Genomic DNA, 18,013 nt, shown 5'->3' on the forward strand with positions numbered 1-18,013 from the left:
AAAAATATTTTATAAAAACTTTTTATAACTCTAATACAATGAAGTTTTAAATTAATTTTTAAAAATAATCTTAATTAAAACCTATAGGCTAAATCTAATATCATATTTAATTATTAAACAAAAAATATTAGATAAACCAAATTTATAAGAAAATAGATTAATTTTGTAATTTATTTTCACTTAATAATCTTGTTAATTCTCCTGCTTTTGCTGGGGTCATTTTTGCTAGTATTGATGATATTTTTTTAGCTTCAAGACTTAAAAATATTTTTATAACTTCTTTTTCATCCATTGTTTCTAAAATAGCCGCTGCTGCTGCATCTTTCATCTTAGCATAGGCATTTGATACTTTATTTATTTTATTTTCTGTAATTTCATTTTTTAATTGTCTAATTTCGGCTAAAATTTTTGCATTATTGTTTCTAATTTCATCTAATTTATCTTGTTCTTTTTTTATCTCTTCTAACATTGCTAAGTTTTTTTCTTCTTTTTCTTTTTGAATAGCTAAAAAAGCAGCCTTATAGCTTTCTAATGCTTGTTTTGCTTCGTCTAATTCTTCTATCTTTCTATCCATTTGTATTTGTTGGCTAGCAAAATAAGCGCTGCAATCTTGTGCGTAAGTAAAAGAGATTAAACTCATAAGAATTAATAATTTTTTCAAGATTTTTCCTTTTTTAACATTGTTATTAAAATACCAATCATAATTAAAGCAAATCCAATTATTTGAACGATTAATAAGCTTGTCCCTAACCATAAATATCCAATAATTGCAGCAGCTAATGGCTCGTTTGATGATATTAGACTAGCTTTACTTGCTCCTATTTCTTGTAAACCAACCATAAAAAAACCAAAAGCCATAGTAGTTCCAACTACAATTACTCCTAACATAGCAAGTATTAATTCTAAATCAATTTGCACTTCAAATTCCCAAATCTTTTGATATAGACAAAAAGCAATTCCTGCAATAAGCATAGCAAAACCTAAATTAGGCAAAGGAGAATAAATCATATTAATTTTTCTAGGAATAATTGCATAACAAACTGCTCCAATTGATGATAAAAAGCATATAATTAAAGCCTTAGTAGAGATTACAAATTTATTAAAATCACCATTAGTTGATAGCAAAAAAGCTCCACATAATACACAAATTAAAGCTAGAATTTCATATATGTTAGGAAATCTTTTTTGTTCAAAACATACGATTAGCACTATAAAAACAGGGGCTGTATATTGAATTACGGTAGCAATTGCAGCATTGCTTAATTCAATTCCGTAAAAGTATGTATATTGACACATAAAAATGCCGAAAAATGAAAATATTAATAATGTAAATAGGTGTTTTGTGTTTTTAAAAATTAAAAAATTAATTTTGATTTTTCTTATTAAACAAAATAAAAGCATTAATATTCCAGCAAATAATAATCTTAATGGCACTAAAAAATCAGCATTTAAGCCTTTTTTTAAGAATATAAATTCTCCACAAACACCACTAAATCCCCAGCAAATTCCACCTAAAAAAACTAAAATTACCCCATAATTTTTACTCATATTAATCCTTTAGGCAATTATAGTTTAAATGCTATTTTATTTGCTTAATTTTTTAGATTAATTAATTTATTTTATTAAATACTTAAAGTGATTATAAATTAAATAAATAGTATGGATTTTATAATAATAATTATTAGAATTTAAAATAATTTTTCAGTTTATTTTAAAATTAAATAATTAAAATAAAAATATAATTTTAATTTAAGGAGATTAAGATGAAAGTCTTAAAAAAAGTTTCAAGTTCATTGGTTTTAGCTACTATGCTAATGGGGGGGGGGTAATTTATTTGCTTTAAGCGAAGGTAATGAATACATTACATTAAGCACTCCTATCCCAAATGCTCAAAATTCAGTTTATGAAGTATGGTCTTATAGATGCACACATTGCTATTCACATCATAAAGCAAAAACTATGGAAAAAATCCAAGCTGCATTCCCTGATGTAAAAGTTGGATATTTATTAGTAAAAACTATGGGAGATTATGGCAAGCAAGCTGCTGAAGTTTTAGCTTATGCACAAAATGAAGATGAAAAAGCAGGAAGAAAAGTTGCTGACGCACATAGCTTACACCATAAAGTAAGTGATGCTTATTTTTCAGCTTATTTTAAGAAAAATCAAAGATGGGGAAATGGTGCTGAGCCAGATAAATTTTATGAAACAGGTCTAAAAGCTTTAGGAATTGATAAAGCAAAATTAGATGAGTTTTTAGCTACTCCTAAGGCTCAAGAAATCATTGCTTCTTATGAAATCGCTGACCCTATTTCAAAGAATTTCGGAACTCCAGGTTTTGTAGTTAATGGAAAATATGAAGTAAATATTTCAAAAATTGGCTCACCTGAAGCTTTAGTTGAGGTTATTAAAGAATTACTTAGTATGTAAGGAGTTTTGCTATGAAGCTTCTTAATAAATTAACAAGCCTACAAGAAGGTAGGCTTTTATGGATATTAATGGTTATTGTTACACTAGGTCTTACTTGTGTAGCACATTATTTCTTTCAAGATTATTTATATATGCAGCCTTGCGAACAATGCGTATATATTAGATATGCAATGATAGTAATGGCAATAGGTGGCATAATAGCAGCTATTTATCCACATCAACTAACTAGAATTATTGGATATACTTTAGGTTTTTATGGTTGTTTAATAGGTTTTGGATTTTGTATAACTTTAAATGAAATTCACGAAGCAGTGCATAATGCAAATGCTTTTGGTGGAGTGCAAGGTTGTAGAGAAATTCCAATATATCCTTTTGCATTGCCTTTACACGAATTAGCACCAGGTTGGTTTTTACCTACTGGAGAATGTGGTCTTGATAATCCTATCGTGCCTGAAGATGCTTATGCTACTTTAAGTTCTTTTCAACAATTTTTTGTAGGAACTGAAGCGGGCGATTTTGAAGATGGATTTTATTCGCAAGGTTGGTATTTAATACCTAGTTTGCATTTTATGAATATGGCAATTGCATGTTTATTATGCTTTGTATGTTGTTTTGTTGCACTTTTAGCAATGTTTATAGGCTTTATATCAAAACCTTGCAAATGTGCAAAAATTGGTGCTATTATTGTAATAGCTGTTACTTTGATTTTATTTTTTAGTGGAAATGCTATTAAAGCAGCAAAAATTGCTTCAATGGCAGCTGGAATTTGAATATATTAATTTTTTAAAGGAGATTAAAATGAAAAAGGTATTGAGTTTATTTGCAGCAGCTGCAATTCTTTCAACAAGTGCTTATGCTATAGGTGGTGCTAGTGGTGCTAAGACTGATTATCACAAACAAGGCAAAATCGGTGAATTAGTAATGAACCCTTATAAAATCGCTCCCCTTACTGCAGTTATTAAAAATGGTGGTTATAAATTAAGCGATGTTAGCGTTGAAATTGTTCCTAAGGAAAACGGAGTTCCTTTAAAATATAATGTTGCTAATAAATTTTTATTAACTCACGGCGGAATTCCAGTTTTTGGACTATATCCTAATTATTACAATACGGTTAAGGTTAGCTATACAAAAGAAGCAAATGGCAAAAAAGAAAGAGTAGAAAACGAAGTTTATGAAATGTATGCTAGTGCTATTTATGTAGAAGCTAGTGGAATTAAATTCCAAAAAGCTGCATTATTTAGTGAAGCTAAAGTAAATAAAATTGACCCAGAATTTAAAGATAGACTTTATTTTGTAAATAATATTGAAGAAAAAAGTGGAGCAGGAACTAAAGTAGTATGGAATAACCCAACAGGTGGGGCATTAGAATGGAATTATTATCCGCAAAACTTTATCATTGATACAACAGGAGAAGTTAGATGGTATATGTTAGCTACTCCAATTTATGACCTTGATAGCTCAACTATGGCTGGTGTTATGATGGGCTTTAAACAAGATACTGATGGTGCTTTAGTTTGGGGATATGGTCAAAGATATGCAAAATACGACATAATGGGAAGAGAGATTTTCAATCGTCGCTTACCTGCAAACTATATTGACTATTCACACCAACTTGATGTTGCAGCTAATGGAAATTATTTTTTAAGAGTTGCTAGTGCAAATACACTTCGCCCTGATGGTAAAAATGTAAGAACGGTAAGAGATGTTATCGTAGAAATTGATAGAGATGGTAATGTGGTTGATGATTGGAGATTATACGAAATACTTGACCCATATAGAGATATAGCATTAAAAGTTCTTGACCAAGGTGCAGTATGTTTAAATATTGATGCAAATAAAGCAGGTCAAACTTTAAGTGCTGAAGAATTAGCAAAACTTGATAGTAGTGATAAGTTTGGAGATATTGTTGGAACTGGAGCAGGTCGCAACTGGGCTCATGTAAATAGCGTTAGTTATGACCCAAGTGATGATAGTATTATCATTTCATCTCGCCATCAAAATGCGGTTGTAAAAATTGGTCGTGATAAAAAAATCAAGTGGATTTTAGGTGCTCACAAAGGTTGGAAAGATGAGTTTAAAAAATACTTATTACAACCTGTAGATAATAAAGGTAAAAAAATTGAGTGTGATGATGAATATAGTAAATGTCCAGGATATGAAAATCCTGAAGGTGGATTTGACTTCACTTGGACTCAACACACAGCTTATAGAATTCATGAATTAAGTAAAAAAGGTGTTACTTATATAACCGTATTTGATAACGGAGATAGTCGTGGTATGGAACAACCTGCGTTTCCAACTGATAAATACTCTCGTGCAGTTGTTTATAAAATAGATGAGAAAAAAATGAGCGTTGAACAAGTTTGGGAATACGGCAAACAAAGAGGTCATGAATGGTATAGCCCTGTAACTTCTCTAGCTCAATATAATGCAGATAAGAACTCAATTTTTGCGTATTCGGCTACTGCGGGAGCTAATTTTGATTTAGCAAATGGAGCATTCACTTCAGCACCAAATCCATACATTATGGAATTTAAATATGGCTCAACTACTCCTAGCGTTGAAATCCAATTAAAAGATACAACAGGCTATCAAGCGTGGCCGTTTGATTTAGGCAAAGCACTTAGTAAATAAGTAAAAAAGAACTAGAATTATTTCTAGTTCTTTAAATTCTTAATAAAATATATAACAATACCTAAGGCTTTTTTGCAATCTTCTTGCTCTCCTAAGCCGCAAGATTTTTTAAAATATTTAAACGCTTTAAATAAATTATTATGTTTTACATACAAAATAGCTATATTTTTACAAGAAATCGCATTATCCATATTACAAGCTTTTAAATGATTTTCAAAACCTAATTTTTCGTTTTTCATCTTATCATTATATAAATATAATTGCCCTAAATTAAAGCAAGAATTTTGGTCATTTAACTTGCAATAATGTTCAAATATTTTAGCGGTTCTATCTAAGTTAGTATTTGTATTTATATATACGAAGGCTAATTGCATACAAGCGTCTTTTATATTTGCTTTACAACCTTTAAATAAATATGGTTCTGCTTTAATATCATCTTTTAAAGTATTAGAATAAAATATACCTAAATTCCCACAAGAAATTCCATCATTGTTATTATACTCACAAGATAATTTATAATAATATTCAGCCTTTTGTAAGCTATCTGGATTGTTTTCTTCATTATAAATAGTTGCTAAATTATTACAAGCTTTATATGATTTTTCATTACAAGAGATTATGTATAGTTCTTTTGCTTTTTCTAAATCACATTCAACGCCTAAGCATTTGTGATATTTTAAAGCTTCTTTATAATAATCTTGCGAAAAAGCAATCACGCTAATTAATGCGATTAATAATATTTTTTTCATTTTTTCTCCTTTTTTTCAAGTGTCTTATTTTATTATAATTAAATATCATTTAGCAATTTAGTATTATTGATAGTAATTTTTAATTTATTTAAAAATAAAAATAATAATTGTTATAAATTTCTTGCTAATATTTCAATACTTTAAAATATTATTTAAGGAGAAAAATTGAAAAAGTTAGCTTTAACAATTCTAGCAAGCAGTGTGCTTTTAGCAAATGGTGTGGTGAATGTCTATACTTCAAGGCATTATGATTCGGACAAAATCGTATTTGACGCATTTACAGCAAAAACAGGTATCAAGGTTAATTTAGTTCAGGATAAAATTGACCCACTTATAACTAAATTAGAGCAAGAAGGCAAAGATACTCAAGCTGATTTGTTTATGACAGTTGGAGCTGGGGATTTATACAAAGCAAAATCAAAAGGCTTATTACAACCTTACTCATCAAAAATAGTTGATGAAAAAGTTCCTGCAAAATTTAGTGATAAAGACAAAACTTGGGCAGGAGTAACCTATAGAGCTAGAGTATTTGTGTATGACCCAAAACAAATTAGTGAAAAAGACCTTAGCACTTATGAAGCATTAGCTGATGAGAAGTTTAAGGGTAAGGTTTTAACTCGCTCTTCAACAGCTTCGTATAATCGCCATTTAATAGCATTTATGATAGCAAAAGATGGGCTTGATAAAACTCAAGATTGGGCTAAAAAATTAGTTGCTAATTTTGCAAGAGAGCCAAAAGGCAATGATAGAGACCAAGCAAAAGCAATTGTAAGTGGCACAGGGGCAATTGCTATTATGAATAGTTATTATCTAGGTAGAATGTCTGTATCAAAAGATCCAATTGAACAAGAAGTATTTAAAAATCTTAAAATATTCTTCCCAAATCAAAATGATGGTGGAACGCATATAAATATAAGTGGAGCAGGTATTACAAAATATGCTAAAAATGTAAAAGAAGCAACCGCTTTAATGGAGTTTTTAGTAAGTAAAGAAGCTCAAGAGATTTTAGCTCAAACAAATTACGAATTTCCAGTAAATAGCGAAGCAAGTCCTGCTGATGTGGTTAAATCATGGGGTGAGTTTAAAGCAAGTGAAATTGATTTTAACGAAATAGCAAAAAATCTTGAAACCGCTCAAGTAGTAGCTGATAAGGCTTTATGGAAGTGAGAAGATTAAGCGATTTTTTAGCTTATTTGATATTATTTATAATATTAATTCCTATTTTTTATATTATATTTTTTATAACACAGCCGATTAAAGAAAATACGGCTGTGTTATTTGATAGCTACTTAGTAGAATATCTAAAAAATACAGGAATTATTGTGCTATTTACCCTGATTTTTTCTACGATTATTGGGGTATTTTTAGCTTATTTTGAGAGTTTTTATGAGTTTAGATTTAGGAAATTTTTTAAGTTTTGCTTGGTTTTACCTTTTGCAATTCCTAGCTATTTGTTTGCCTATGTTTATGCTGATTTTTTCTCTTATTTTTCTTGGTTTAATATATTTTTAAGAGATACATTTAATATTAAAATCCATTTTGATATGATGAATATTTATGGAGTTATTTTTGTATTTTCAATATCGTTTTTTCCTTATACTTACATACTTGCAAGGGGATTTTTAGCTAGATTTGCTTCTAGTTTAATTTATAGTGCAAGAAGTCTAGGTAAAAATGAATTTGAGATATTTTTTAAAGTCATTTTGCCTTTATCAAGACCTGTTATTGTAGCTGGTGCAAGTTTGTGTGCTATGGAGACACTTAATGCTTATGGAGCGCCGAATTATTATGGTCTGCATGTATTTAGTACAGGTATTTACAAAGCTTGGATTGGATATGGGGATTTAAATGCTGCTATTAAATTAGCTGTGATTTTATTATTAATAGTATTTTTTATCTTATTTATTGAGAAAATCACTCAAAGACCTTATGAATTAGGTTCAAAACAATATGCACTAACAAGGACACAACTTAGCAAAAAAGCCGAAATAATTGTGCTTAGCTTGTTTTTTATAATTTTATTTATTAGCTTTATTTTGCCTGTTATTCACATTTTAATATGGTTTAAGAGAAGTTATTTTGATGTTGATTATGCTAATTTATTTGCACTTAGTAAAAATAGCTTTTTTTTAAGTATAGCTTCTAGTGTGATTATTTTGATAATTGCTTTATTTTTAGCGGCAAATCAACGCTTTAAAAACAATAAATCAAAATTAATAATAAGCTCTTTAGCAAATATGGGCTATAGCATTCCTGGTTCTGTTGTGGCTGTTTGTATGCTTGTTATGTTTATTTTCATAGATAGAAGTTTGGCTTCTTTTTATGCTTACTTAGGAATTAATAAGAGTTTGTTTTTAACCTTAAGTCCTGTGATTTTGATATTTGCTTATGTTGTTAGATTTTTATCATTAGGTTTTAATTCAATTAATTCAGGGCTTAATAGACTGCCTAGCTCACTAACTAATGCAAGGCATAGCTTGGGGATAAATCCTTTTAAAGGCTTTTTTAAGGTTGAGTTTGTTTTGATAATTCCTAGTTTGCTTAGTTCATTTATATTGATTTTTATTGAAGTAATTAAAGAATTGCCTTTAGCAAGTTTGCTTGCTACGAGTGATTTTAAAACCCTTTCGTTTGAGATGGATAGATATGCAAGTGATGAGCAGCTTGCTATGGTTAGTGCTCCTGCACTTGTGGTTGTATTAACTTGCTTTATATTATTAGTTATATTTAATTTGATTAAGGAAAGAAAATGAATTATTTTGAGTTTAAAAATGTGAGTTTTGGATATGAAAAGCCACTTTTTACAAATCTTAGCTTTAGTCTAAAACAAGGAGAAAAATTAGCCATACTAGGAGAAAGCGGCAGTGGTAAAAGCACAATTTTAAAGCTAATTGCAGGATTTAACGAGCTAAAACAAGGAGAAATCTTTTTAGATAATGAAAATATTAGCAAAATTCCAGCTTATAAAAGAAATATAGGATTTTTATTCCAAGATTATGCTTTATTCCCGCATTTAAATGTATTAGAAAATGTTATGTTTGGTATAAAAGATAAAGATAAAAAACAAATTGCCTTAGATATTTTAAATTCTTTAGATATAAAAAATCTTTTTAATTCTTATCCTAAGACTTTAAGCGGTGGTCAACAACAACGCGTTGCACTTGCAAGGTGTATTGCTCAAAAGCCTAAATTATTGCTTTTAGATGAGCCTTTTTGTGCATTAGATGCTAATTTACGCTCTAGTGTTAGGACATTTGTTTTGGATTTTTTGAATAATTTAAATCTAACTTGCATTATGGTAACTCACGATTTAGCTGATGTGAATGCTTTTAAATCTTCGGTTTTAACATTAAAATGTGTATAAACTACACACTTTTTGAATTTTTTTACAAAAAGTTATTAAAAATGTTAAAAATTATTTTAAAATGAGCTTTTTAAAATTAATCAAAGGATTATTATGAGAACGCAAAACAACTCATTTTCGCTTGTTATTTTAACAGCGTTATTTTTTATGATGGGCTTTTTAACCGTTTTAAACGATATTTTAATCCCACATCTTAAAGAACTTTTTGAATTAACTTATTTTCAATCATCTTTAGTTCAATTTTGCTTTTTTGGAGCGTATTTTATAACTTCTGCATTTTTTGGTAAGCTAATTCAAAAAATTGGCTATCAAAATGGTGTTGTAGGTGGATTTTTATTAGCCGCATTAGGTGCTATTTTATTCTATCCTGCAGCAGGAACTCATAGTTATGCTATATTTTTAGGTGCTTTATTTGTTTTAGCTAGTGGGGTAGTGTTACTTCAAGTTACAGGAAATCCGTTCGTTACTTTATTATCACCTAGTGGTAAAGAAGCAAGAAATTTAGCTTTAGTTCAAGCATTTAATTCACTTGGAACAACCGTTGGACCATTTTTTGGTAGCTTATTTATTTTAAGTTCAACTACAAATCTAAGCTTAGAAGAAAAAATAAGCTCGGTTCAATTACCTTATTTAGGAATTGCAGTTGCACTAATTGTTTTAGGAATTTTTGTGAAGTTTTTCATAAAATTACCTGATGTAAGAATTACAGCAGAAGAAATCAGCGAAAACGCACACGATACAAGAACAAGTGCTTGGCAATATAAACACTTAGTTTTAGGTGCTATTGGGATTTTTTGCTATGTTGGTGCTGAAGTTGCTATCGGCTCATTTTTAATTCTTTATTTAATGCCTATTTTAAATATCACTCAAGTAGAAGGTGCTAGTATGATAGCTTATTATTGGGGTGGAGCTATGGTAGGTCGCTTTATTGGAAGTTATATAATGAATTATATTAAACCTGCTTATTGTTTAGCATTCAATGCAGTTATTGCTATGACGCTTTTATTGTGTGCTATTTTAATTGGTGGAGAATTGGGCGCTTACGCAGTTTTAGGTGTTGGATTTTTTAACTCTATTATGTTTCCAACTATTTTTTCACTTGCTACAAATGGACTTGGTCGCTGCACTTCTCAAGCTTCAGGAATTATTTGTATAGCAATCGTTGGTGGAGCTATTATCCCTCCTATTCAAGGAATACTTGCTGATATTGTTAATTTACATATATCTTTCATTATTCCTGCGATTTGCTATTTATATATTTTATTCTTTGCAGTTAAAGGCTATAAATGCAAATAAGAATTTGAATTCAGATTTTTCTGAATTCAAATCTTAAATCTTAACCATAAAAATCCAAGCACAGCAGAACAACAACTAGCACTTAAAACTGCTAATTTTGCACTATTAAAAATTGCTTCATTTCCTTCAAAAACTAATGTATTTATAAAAAAGCTCATTGTAAAGCCAATTCCTGTTAATATACTAGCTCCGTATAAAATCTTTTTGCTAGATGGTAATGTTGCACCTAGTTTATTAGCAAGTAAGCAAAAACTAAATACTCCTAATTGCTTTCCAATAAATAAACCAAAAAATATTCCAAAAAATACACTATTTAAATTGTCTAAATTAAACTCAAGCAATACCCCAGCATTAAATAAAGCAAATATAGGCAATATTGCATAATTTACATAAGGGGTTAAATCGTGCATAATTTGCTCTAAAAATTCTTTATTGTCTTTAGTATGTAAAGGGATAAAAAATGCACAAAGCATTCCAGCTAAAGTAGTATGAACCCCACTTTCTAAAACACAAACCCAAATAAAAGCACCTACTATTAAATAAAACATTTTGTAAGTGCAATGGAAAATATTTAATATAAATAATAACCCAACACCAATAGAGCCTAAAACAAGAGAAATATATAAAAGGTCATTTGTATAAAATATCGCAATTATAATAATTGCAGCAATATCATCAAATATTGCAAGGCTTAATAAAAATACTCTTACACTATTTGGAACATAGTTTTTTAGCATTAATAAAATAGCAATAGCAAACGCTGTATCAGTTCCTGTTGGAATTGCAAATCCACTTAATCTATAAGTATCAAAAAAATTAAATATAGAATATATTAAAGCAGGAACCATAATTCCACCTAAAGCACCAGCAAGTGGTAATAATCTTTTGCTATTTGTATTTAGTTCTCCGCATAGAATTTCTTTTTTTACTTCAAGTCCAATCCAAAAGAAAAATATAGCAACCAATCCATCATTTACCCATAAAAACAATGGTTTGCTTAAAGAATAATCTAAAAAGCTAATAGATGCTCTAGCTTCTAAACAAGCATTGTAAAATTCACTAAATGAAGAATTTTTTAAAAATATTGCTAAAAATGTCATAAATAATAATAAAAATGCAGGTAAAAGTTCGTTGTTTTTTATTTTTGATAACATTTCTCTCCTTTTAAATAAATTAAATAAAACATTCTTAGTAAAAAATGCTTGATTTAAAGAATTGTAAAGGTTTTAAAAGCGATATTTACTCTGATAATAATTAAAAAAAATAAATAAAAGTTTATAAAAAATAATAATTTTTATTATTTAATAATTTAAAAATAAAATTAAAATTCCTATTTTAAATTCTTGAATTTAAAATAGGATATTTGAATTATTTTGTTGTATCTGGAAGTTTTTCAATATAAAGGCTAGTTGAAGGGAAAGCAAAACTTAGACCATTTTTCTCAACTATTTTCATAATTTCCATTAATATTTTGCTTTTTTCATCATAATATTGTTTAGCACTAACGCTTTTTATATAAAAGTATAGCTCTACATTGATACTACTTGCAGCAAAATCATCTAGCCAAACATAAATTGATGATTTAAAGCCTTCTAAATCATTGACAGAAATTAAATTTTGTTTGTAATAATTTTTGTTTTTGTGTTGAAATACATCATCGTTTTCGTTAGCTATTATATTATTACTTGTCAGTAATTCTTTTATATCGTTTATAAAATTTTGTATTTGCTCTGTGCTTGCGTCGTATGTCAAGCCAACACTCATTCTTACTCTTCTACCATATTTTCTTTTTGAATAATTTTTTATATTTCCATTTAATATCGTAGAATTTGGGATAAATACTAAGCAGTTATCAAAAGTTCTTATGGTTGTTTTTCTAAGACCTGTTTCAACTATTGTTCCTTCTATTCCGTTAATTTCTACCCAATCACTTTGAGAAAATGAATTATCAAATAACATTAAAACAGAAGCAAAAAAGTTAGCGATAATATCTTTTGCAGCAAGTGCAACTGCTAAACCACCAATACCTAATGAAGCAATAATTGCTGAAATATCAAAACCTAATTTAGCAAGTATGATTAATATAGCTATGAAGACTATTATAAAATATAGTATTTTTAGCATAAGATTTATTATTTCTTTTTTACCGCTTCTTTTAGCAATTTTTGAAATAATTATTACTCCGTATCCATCTAAGATAGTTATTAATAACCAAGTAAATGCCATAGTATTAATAATGCCAAATAGCGTTAGTATAAGTGTCATAATTGGAGCAGGATAGAACGCTATTAGAAAACATAACCATAAACCATATATATAAAATAAAGCAATTAATGGTTTTGTTGATTTTTGCAATAATTGTAATGAATGATCATCATGGTTTTTCTTAAATACTCTTAAAATTATTGTAAAAATTATTTTAAGAACTAATTTTTTTAATAAAAATATAAATAGCATTATAAGAGTGCATATTATCACTTTACCAGGATTTATATAATTATTTACTTCTTCTGGAAAATATGAATTAAATTTGCTTAAAAATTTATTAGTATCTAGTTGCTTAAAAATATCATTAGTAGTAAATATATCTGTATTTAGTCTAAGATATGTTAAAAGTTCTACATAAGAATTGATTTTAATTTTTACTTCTTGATTATCACTTGTATAATTACTAATCGTTTTTATGCGTTCATCTATTAGATTTTTTAAATCTGTTTTATGCTCTTCTTTAGAATTTAGATAAGAAATAATTTCTAATAAACATTCATAAAAATTTTGTTCTACTGCTTGTAAAATTTTATCATTATTAGTTTTTTTAATATCTTTTAATATGTTTTTGTCTAAATTCTCTGGTGTAATTAGGGTTGGAAATACTGCTAGTATTTGATTTTTTTCATTTTTTAATTCTTTGATTTCAGAATTTATTTTGAGTTTATTTTGGCTGTTTTCATCTTTTTCATCAGCTAAAAATTTATTTAATTCTTCTATTTTTATGTTTTTAGTAGAAAAATTATCAATATTATTTAATAGCTCATTAGAATATAAAAAAACCCCAAATAATAGTATAAATAAAATTCTCATTTAATATCCTTTAATGGCTTAAAGTGTCCGTCATTAGGGCAGTATTCATAGATTTCTCCTGTTTCTATTAAAAAATACCAAGCTCTAATTTTTAATTTATTCTCATCAATTCTTTTTTGAACTTCAGGATAGCCTAATAAATTTTCATAGCTATTTAAAATATTTGCTTTTTCTATCATCCAAGACCTTAATGCGTATTGACCTTCGTAGTGGTTTAGTTCTAATGTAAAATCAACTTGTTGTTTAATATCATCAATTAAAGAAACCCATTTTTTTACGTTAGGTAAAAGTTCTGCTTTTTTACTAGGAATATCTTTACATCCACCGCAGTTGCTATGCCCACATATTATTACATTTTCAACATTTAACGCATATAAAGCATATTCAATAGCTGAAGTTGTTGCTAAATATTCATCTTTTACACGATATGGTGGGATAATATTTGCTATATTTCTTACAACAAATAATTCTCCTGGAACTGTTGAAGTTATTAGATTAGGAATTACTCTTGAATCAGCACAACCTATAAATAATGTATGTGGATTTTGCTCTTCTTTTAAGTCTTTAAATAAGTCTTTATGTTCTAAAAACCCTTCTTGCATAAATTGCAATGCGCCTTTTATTAATTTATCCATTTTTTATCCTTGTTAAAAAGCGAAATTATATAAAAAAATTTCAATGAGATATTAACTAACTTAGTTATAATCAAGTGCATTTAATAATAACAAGGAGACAATTATGAGTTTATACGAAAGAACTCGTGCTAGTTCAGCAATTCGCTCAGATGCTGCTATTTTTGTAAGAGATACATATATGTATTTTGCACTTTCACTAGTTGCAGCTACTTTAGGAGCTTATTTAGGTGCTACTTATTTAGCTAGTTTTTTAGTTGGCAATATTTGGGCTAGTATAGGAACGCTTATAGTAGAAATTGCCTTAATTATGATATTAAATAGAAAAAGTGAGGTAACTAATGGTGCTATTGCTATGCTATTTGCATTTGCATTTATTAGTGGATTAAGCCTTACTGGAATTATTTATATTACTTTACAAAGTCAAGCAGGTGCTACAATTATTGCTCAAGCTTTATTCTTAACAACTTTAGCTTTTGCAGGTCTTAGTGTTTTTGCATTTACAACCAAAAGAGATTTTAGCGTTTTTGCTAAAGGATTTTTTATAGTTTTATTAATTATGATAGGTGCGTCTTTATTAAACCTATTTTTTCAAAGCCACCTTTTACATTTAATAGTTTCTTGTGTTGGAGCAATAGTATTTAGCTTCTTTATCATTTATGATACTCAAATGATAATTCGTGGAGCTTATCAAACACCAATTCAAGGTGCAATTGCTTTATACCTTGACTTTATTAATTTATTTATATCTTTATTAAATATCTTAAGAAGCATTAGAGACTAATTTTTAAGCCTTCAATTTTGAAGGCTTTAACTTATTTTAAATTTTATAACATATAATACAAACTTTATTTTTAAACGAAAGAAGTAATATGAACACAATTTTTATCGCAATTCAATTTATTTTAGTAGTTATTATTTGTGCTTGCGTTCTTATGCAAAAAAGCTCAAGTATAGGCTTAGGTGCTTATAGTGGTTCTAATGAGAGCTTATTTGGAGCTAAAGGTCCTGCTGGTTTTTTAGCAAAATTTACTTTTATTATAGGAGTTTTGCTAGTAGCTAATACTATTTATTTAAGCTATAGTTATAACACTAAAACTGGTGAAAGTCTAGTAAATAAACTAGAAAATGCTAGCAAACAACTTAATGACACTAATCAGCCTAAAGCATTACCAGAATCAATTAAATAAAAGGAATACTAATGTTAAATGATATTTATTCAAAACAAAAAGAACAAAACGAAAAAGCTCACAATTCTTTAAAAAAAGATTTTATGACTTTAAGAACAGGTAAAGTAAATATTTCTATATTAGATAATGTTTTTGTAGATTATTATGGAACCCCAACTCCATTAAATCAAGTTGCAACCGTGTTAGCAACTGATGCAACGACAATTACTATTAGTCCTTGGGAAAAATCTATGATTAAGGCTATAGATACTGCTATAAAAGCAGCAAATATCGGTGTAAATCCTAATGCTGATGCTGATGGAGTTAAATTATTTTTTCCACCAATGACTAAAGAGCAAAGAGAAGAAAATGCTAAAGCTGCAAAAGCAATGGGAGAAAAATGCAAAGTAGCTATTAGAAATATTAGAAAAGACGCTAATGATGCTGTAAAAAAATTAGAAAAAGATAAAGCAGTAAGCGAAGATGAAGCTAAAAAAGCTTACGATGAAGTTCAAAAATTAACAGATGCGGCAATAGCTAAGACTGATGAATTAGTTAAAGAAAAAGAAACACAATTACTTAAAGTTTAAAAATGGCAAAGGCTAAGGTAAGTTTAGCTAGCCTTTATGATAAATTAAAAGCTGGCATTGTTGATATGTTTATGATAATGATGCCAATACAATACTTCACTACCTATATCTTAGTAGGTAGTGCTAGTGAGTATAGACAAAATCAATCTTTTATATTATTTGCAACCATTACTTATCTTTTAGTTTTATTTTTACTTTTATTTTTTAAAGGTCAGAGTTTAGGGTATAAATATTTAGGTTTGCATTTAAGAAATAAAAATGGTAAAAAAGCAAGTTTATTTCAAGTTTTTATTAGATTGGTATTGTTTGTGCTTACATTTTCTTTATTATTTGGTATTTTATTTCCATTTTTTAGAAAAGATAGGCAATATATACACGATTTATTTTCAAACACAATAGTCCTTAAGGAGAACAAATGATGGATAGAAAAAGAATTTATAATCCACAAAGTAATGAAGATTTAACATCAAGAAGAGTATTTGGTGGAAATCCACAAGGTATATTAAATTTTACAAAAGCAAAATATGAGTGGGCTTTAAAATTATGGGATTTAATGGAAGCTAATACTTGGTTTCCTAGAGAAGTTGATACTACAAAAGATGCACTTGATTATAAATGTAATTTAACTTCAAGTGAAAAAAGAATGTATGATTTAGTATGGAGCCAACTAATTTCTATGGATAGTTTTCAAACCAATAACCTTGCTGATAATATCAACCCTTATATAACAGCTCCAGAGATTAATGCAGTATTAGCAAGACAAGCTTACGAAGAGGCAAATCATTCAAAAAGTTATGCGGTAATGGTTGAAGCTATTTGTGATGACACTGATTTAATATATGAAATGGAAAAGCACGATGCTACTTTAAGAAAGAAAAATGATTTTATTTCAAGTTTATATGAAGAACTTGCAGGAGATGTAACCGATGAAAAGTTACTATATGCAATGGTTGCGAATCAAATTCTAGAAGGAATTTATTTTTATAGTGGCTTTACTGCAATTTATGCACTAGCTCGTGCAGGTAAAATGCTAGGTTCTGCTCAAATGGTTAGATTTATTCAAAGAGATGAAATCACTCACTTATTGTTGTTTCAAAATATGATTAATTCAGTTAGAAAAGAAAGACCTGATTTATTTAATGAAAAAACAATTGCTAAAATTTATGAAATGTTTGAAAGAGCTGCAGAACTTGAAATTGAATGGGGTAAATACATTACTCAAAATCAAATTATGGGCTTTACTGACGATATAATTACTGAATATATTCATTATTTAGTAGATTTAAGACTTAGCTCAATCGGACTTGACAAAAAATATAATGCAAAACATCCTATTAAATGGGTTGATGATTTTTCTAAATTTAACGACCAAAAGAGTAACTTTTTTGAAAGTAAAGTTACAAATTATAGTAAAGGAAGCTTGAGTTTTGATGATTTTTAAGGATATTTACGAACAGCAAAAATGTGCTAGACTTGCTGAAAATATTGCAAATGAAGTTAATATTAGCAATGAGATTAAACAAGCATTTGCTAATACACCAAGAGAAATTTTTATGCCTATGAGTAATTTTGCTTATGAGCTTCACGCAATGCCGCTTAGCTCAAATCAATGGATTAGCTCACCAATTACCGTTGCAAAGATGACAGCAGCACTAGAGCCTGTTGGTGCTGATAGTGTGCTTGAGATTGGTTGTGGTAGTGGGTATCAAGCCGCACTTTTGAGTAATCTTATTAGAAGAGTTTTTTCTCTTGAGAGAATAAAGGAATTATCAAATAAAGCAATAAAAAATCTTGATACAATCAAGGCAAATGTATATGTTCGCCACGCCGATGGAAATAATGGGCTTAAAAATTATGCACCTTATGAGAGAATTTTACTATCTGCATATACAAATAAAGTTCCTGATGTATTATTTACTCAACTTGAAGTTGGTGGAATTTTAGTAGCTCCTGTTGGAAATGAAAATAAACAATATATTACTAAGTATATTAAGCATAAAGATAGAATAGAAGAAATCATTCTTGATTCTTGCACTTTTGTTCCTATGTTAAGTGGTGTTGAATAGTAATT

Annotated in this window: 19 protein-coding genes; 13 read left to right on the forward strand and 6 right to left on the reverse strand. The window is 28.4% G+C overall.

What is annotated here, in order from left to right; translation table 11 throughout:
* Window positions 1-157: 157 nt before the first annotated feature.
* Together AVBRAN12647_RS02110 and AVBRAN12647_RS02115 are read right to left on the reverse strand one after the other, a co-directional pair.
* Complete coding sequence (locus AVBRAN12647_RS02110; RefSeq protein ID WP_214116887.1) at window positions 158-661, reverse strand: magnesium transporter MgtE N-terminal domain-containing protein; 504 nt, start codon at window positions 659-661, stop codon at window positions 158-160.
* Complete coding sequence (locus AVBRAN12647_RS02115) at window positions 658-1,548, reverse strand: DMT family transporter (protein ID WP_336614621.1); 891 nt, start codon at window positions 1,546-1,548, stop codon at window positions 658-660. Before AVBRAN12647_RS02115 ends, AVBRAN12647_RS02110 begins: the two co-directional genes overlap by 4 nt.
* Before the next feature lie 330 nt (window positions 1,549-1,878).
* Between AVBRAN12647_RS02115 and AVBRAN12647_RS02120 the strand changes: the two genes are divergently transcribed.
* Genes AVBRAN12647_RS02120 through AVBRAN12647_RS02130 form a run of 3 tightly spaced genes read left to right on the forward strand, consistent with a single transcriptional unit; the run spans window position 1,879 to window position 5,061 of the window.
* Window positions 1,879-2,427 (forward strand): DsbA family protein, encoded by a 549-nt coding sequence (locus tag AVBRAN12647_RS02120; protein WP_336613786.1) that lies wholly within the window; start codon window positions 1,879-1,881, stop codon window positions 2,425-2,427.
* Window positions 2,428-2,438: 11 nt separating this feature from the next.
* Window positions 2,439-3,197 (forward strand): protein-disulfide oxidoreductase DsbI, encoded by a 759-nt coding sequence (gene dsbI, locus AVBRAN12647_RS02125; protein ID WP_336608369.1) that lies wholly within the window; start codon window positions 2,439-2,441, stop codon window positions 3,195-3,197.
* A 28-nt stretch (window positions 3,198-3,225) separates the two neighbouring features.
* The gene (locus tag AVBRAN12647_RS02130) at window positions 3,226-5,061 is read left to right on the forward strand and encodes an aryl-sulfate sulfotransferase (RefSeq protein WP_214116876.1); all 1,836 of its coding nucleotides are present in this window, start codon (window positions 3,226-3,228) and stop codon (window positions 5,059-5,061) included.
* 23 nt (window positions 5,062-5,084) lie between these two features.
* Here the strand turns inward: AVBRAN12647_RS02130 and AVBRAN12647_RS02135 are convergent, their stop codons facing one another.
* On the reverse strand, window positions 5,085-5,810 hold the full coding sequence (locus tag AVBRAN12647_RS02135) for a tetratricopeptide repeat protein (RefSeq protein WP_214116874.1): 726 nt from the start codon (window positions 5,808-5,810) through the stop codon (window positions 5,085-5,087).
* A gap of 165 nt (window positions 5,811-5,975) precedes the next feature.
* On the opposite strand from AVBRAN12647_RS02135, the gene AVBRAN12647_RS02140 reads away from it, so the two are divergent.
* The 4 genes from AVBRAN12647_RS02140 to AVBRAN12647_RS02155 all read left to right on the forward strand — a co-directional run bounded on the left by AVBRAN12647_RS02140 (window position 5,976) and on the right by AVBRAN12647_RS02155 (window position 10,470).
* The gene (locus AVBRAN12647_RS02140) at window positions 5,976-6,977 is read left to right on the forward strand and encodes a Fe(3+) ABC transporter substrate-binding protein (protein WP_214116872.1); all 1,002 of its coding nucleotides are present in this window, start codon (window positions 5,976-5,978) and stop codon (window positions 6,975-6,977) included.
* Entirely contained in the window at window positions 6,974-8,563 is a 1,590-nt protein-coding gene (locus tag AVBRAN12647_RS02145; protein WP_336614622.1) for an ABC transporter permease, read from the forward strand. The genes AVBRAN12647_RS02140 and AVBRAN12647_RS02145 overlap by 4 nt, the downstream gene beginning before the upstream one ends.
* A complete protein-coding gene (locus tag AVBRAN12647_RS02150; protein ID WP_214149893.1) occupies window positions 8,560-9,174 on the forward strand; it encodes an ABC transporter ATP-binding protein in 615 nt (204 codons plus the stop codon). Before AVBRAN12647_RS02145 ends, AVBRAN12647_RS02150 begins: the two co-directional genes overlap by 4 nt.
* 93 nt (window positions 9,175-9,267) lie before the next feature.
* On the forward strand, window positions 9,268-10,470 hold the full coding sequence (locus AVBRAN12647_RS02155) for a sugar MFS transporter (RefSeq protein WP_214149894.1): 1,203 nt from the start codon (window positions 9,268-9,270) through the stop codon (window positions 10,468-10,470).
* 26 nt (window positions 10,471-10,496) lie between these two features.
* Here AVBRAN12647_RS02155 and nhaA read toward each other — a convergent pair whose 3' ends face one another.
* The 3 genes from nhaA to AVBRAN12647_RS02170 form a co-directional block, all read right to left on the reverse strand.
* Entirely contained in the window at window positions 10,497-11,624 is a 1,128-nt protein-coding gene (gene nhaA / locus AVBRAN12647_RS02160) for a Na+/H+ antiporter NhaA (RefSeq protein WP_214116864.1), read from the reverse strand.
* 214 nt (window positions 11,625-11,838) lie between these two features.
* Window positions 11,839-13,551 carry a mechanosensitive ion channel family protein gene (locus AVBRAN12647_RS02165; RefSeq protein ID WP_336606697.1) on the reverse strand — a complete coding sequence of 571 codons (1,713 nt, stop codon included), beginning with the start codon at window positions 13,549-13,551 and terminating at the stop codon, window positions 11,839-11,841.
* Complete coding sequence (locus AVBRAN12647_RS02170; protein ID WP_214116860.1) at window positions 13,548-14,186, reverse strand: carbonic anhydrase; 639 nt, start codon at window positions 14,184-14,186, stop codon at window positions 13,548-13,550. Before AVBRAN12647_RS02170 ends, AVBRAN12647_RS02165 begins: the two co-directional genes overlap by 4 nt.
* A gap of 103 nt (window positions 14,187-14,289) precedes the next feature.
* Between AVBRAN12647_RS02170 and AVBRAN12647_RS02175 the strand changes: the two genes are divergently transcribed.
* From AVBRAN12647_RS02175 to AVBRAN12647_RS02200, 6 genes are all read left to right on the forward strand, one after another.
* Window positions 14,290-14,967 carry a Bax inhibitor-1/YccA family protein gene (locus AVBRAN12647_RS02175; protein WP_214116858.1) on the forward strand — a complete coding sequence of 226 codons (678 nt, stop codon included), beginning with the start codon at window positions 14,290-14,292 and terminating at the stop codon, window positions 14,965-14,967.
* A gap of 88 nt (window positions 14,968-15,055) precedes the next feature.
* Window positions 15,056-15,373 (forward strand): preprotein translocase subunit SecG, encoded by a 318-nt coding sequence (gene secG / locus AVBRAN12647_RS02180; protein WP_214116856.1) that lies wholly within the window; start codon window positions 15,056-15,058, stop codon window positions 15,371-15,373.
* 11 nt (window positions 15,374-15,384) lie between these two features.
* The gene (gene frr, locus AVBRAN12647_RS02185) at window positions 15,385-15,942 is read left to right on the forward strand and encodes a ribosome recycling factor (RefSeq protein WP_214116854.1); all 558 of its coding nucleotides are present in this window, start codon (window positions 15,385-15,387) and stop codon (window positions 15,940-15,942) included.
* Window positions 15,943-15,944: 2 nt separating this feature from the next.
* Entirely contained in the window at window positions 15,945-16,361 is a 417-nt protein-coding gene (locus AVBRAN12647_RS02190) for an RDD family protein (RefSeq protein WP_214116851.1), read from the forward strand.
* Entirely contained in the window at window positions 16,361-17,383 is a 1,023-nt protein-coding gene (locus tag AVBRAN12647_RS02195; protein ID WP_214117055.1) for a ribonucleotide-diphosphate reductase subunit beta, read from the forward strand. The genes AVBRAN12647_RS02190 and AVBRAN12647_RS02195 overlap by 1 nt, the downstream gene beginning before the upstream one ends.
* Complete coding sequence (locus tag AVBRAN12647_RS02200; RefSeq protein WP_214116849.1) at window positions 17,373-18,008, forward strand: protein-L-isoaspartate(D-aspartate) O-methyltransferase; 636 nt, start codon at window positions 17,373-17,375, stop codon at window positions 18,006-18,008. Before AVBRAN12647_RS02195 ends, AVBRAN12647_RS02200 begins: the two co-directional genes overlap by 11 nt.
* Window positions 18,009-18,013 lie beyond the last annotated feature (5 nt).

Source organism: Campylobacter sp. RM12647 (assembly GCF_020138135.1).
Classification (GTDB): domain Bacteria; phylum Campylobacterota; class Campylobacteria; order Campylobacterales; family Campylobacteraceae; genus Campylobacter_E.